The sequence below is a fragment of the Colwellia sp. 12G3 genome (assembly GCF_002836775.1).
In the GTDB taxonomy this organism is placed as follows: domain Bacteria; phylum Pseudomonadota; class Gammaproteobacteria; order Enterobacterales; family Alteromonadaceae; genus Colwellia.
On record NZ_PJAQ01000061.1, the window covers coordinates 1 to 901 of the forward strand.

Annotated in this window: 2 protein-coding genes; both read left to right on the top strand. The window is 34.2% G+C overall.

The features are described 5' to 3' along the window. Positions 1–72 precede the first annotated feature (72 nt). Positions 73–414 (top strand): hypothetical protein, encoded by a 342-nt coding sequence (locus CXF71_RS13075; RefSeq protein ID WP_101233397.1) that lies wholly within the window; start codon positions 73–75, stop codon positions 412–414. Between the two features lie 151 nt (positions 415–565). Continuing rightward, complete coding sequence (locus CXF71_RS13080; RefSeq protein WP_101233398.1) at positions 566–796, top strand: hypothetical protein; 231 nt, start codon at positions 566–568, stop codon at positions 794–796. Positions 797–901 lie beyond the last annotated feature (105 nt).

Below are 901 nucleotides of genomic sequence, written 5' to 3' on the forward strand. Positions count from 1 at the left end.
CTCGTGCCTCGCTGATTTTAGCCAACAATTTTTAGCCCCTTATTGGGGCGTTATATGCCCCAAGAGGTTTAGTTGTTAAATCACGAAAAGTGCCTAGATAAAATTAAGAGTAATGCCGCTAACTTAATTGTTGTGGCTGCTCTTTATATTGGTTACGCTTTCTTTGAAGTTTCATTAATTTATGATTCTGTTATTTTATTTATTCTTGGGGTGGTTATCTTAAAATGGAAATCTCGAGTAGCATCAATTGCAGCTTTAATTTTTGGTGTAGTTTCACTTTACTTGTTAATTTCTAGCTCTAACTCTGATGGAATACGATTTTTAGCCGCTGGTGTAATTGTTTGGTCTGGAGCTTTATCAACGTATTTTACCGTAAAGTTTCAAAAGCCTAAAGTTGGTGGGTCGGGCATATAACAAGGCACTCAAAAGGACAAAAAACAGTTGGTTTTTGCTCCTTCGTCGCTTATTTTAACCAACTATTTTTAGCCTCTTAGTGTGGCGTTATGTTTTTAAATAATGATGCGTATGTTTTTCATCTTTGGTCTTGTAAAAAGTAGGTAGATTTATGTTAATTAAAACTTACTTAAGTAATATAGCCACCATTAGTCCTAGAGCTATTGGCTTTTTTATAATTATTGGTGGGTGGGAGCCTATCTACCAAATACTTAAAGTTTTTCACCTTGTTGGTGGCGACTTTAATGGTTTTTTCATAGTGTTGGCGGTTGTATTGTCTGTAGCTGTTTTTTTGTTTGATTATGTAAAATTAAAGTTTAAAGCTAGAAAAAAATTGAAATGAGATATGAGCGTCAAAACATAACAAGTCATTAAAGCAGGACAAAAAACAGTTGGTTTTTGCTCGTGCCTCGCTTATTTTAACCAACTATTTTTAGCCTCTTAATGA

Bases quoted from the DNA above. Each gene is read 5' to 3' on its own strand.
- CXF71_RS13080 (WP_101233398.1), top strand. From the start codon at position 566: ATGTTAATTAAAACTTACTTAAGTAATATAGCCACCATTAGTCCTAGA.